General features: G+C 78.5%; 1 pseudogene. It reads right to left on the bottom strand.

Annotated features, from left to right (window positions below):
* A pseudogene (locus tag KDL01_RS41775) lies at positions 1 to 516 on the bottom strand (hypothetical protein); the annotation flags it as partial.

Below are 516 nucleotides of genomic sequence, written 5' to 3'. Positions count from 1 at the left end.
GACCCGCTGCGGGCGGGCCGGCTGTGGCGGCACCACGGGCTGCGGCTGGGCCGGCTGGGGAGCGGCCGGCTGCGGGGGCGCGGGCTCGGCGGCCGAGTCCTGATAGTCGTCTTCGTCCTCGAATTCACCGAATTCGTCGAACGGCGCGAGGTTCTGCGCGCCCTCGGCCTCCTCGGCGTCCTCGGCCTCGTCGTAGGACAGGTCGTAGTCTTCTTCGCCGTCCTCGGGCTCGAGCAGCACCGGCTGTGGCGCCGAGAGCGGCTCGGGCACGGCGGCGGCGAGCGCCTCGCCCTCGGGGCGGCGGCGGGTGCCGGCGCCGCGCGGGCCGGTCTGGGCGGCGAAGCCCTCGATCCCGGCCGGGGCGACGGCCTGCCACGGCACCACAAGCTCCTCAGCGTCCTGCGACGCCTCCTCCCGCACGGCCGGGGCGACCGGGGCTGCCGGGGCCGCGGCGGGCGGCGGGAGCACCGGCAGGTCCTGCGAGGAGTGCTCGGGCAGGCGCGGCGCGGGCACGGC

The organism is Actinospica durhamensis (genome assembly GCF_018139695.1).
In the GTDB taxonomy this organism is placed as follows: Bacteria; Actinomycetota; Actinomycetes; order Streptomycetales; family Catenulisporaceae; genus Actinospica; species Actinospica durhamensis.
This window is presented reverse-complemented; position numbering and strand designations above follow the sequence as displayed.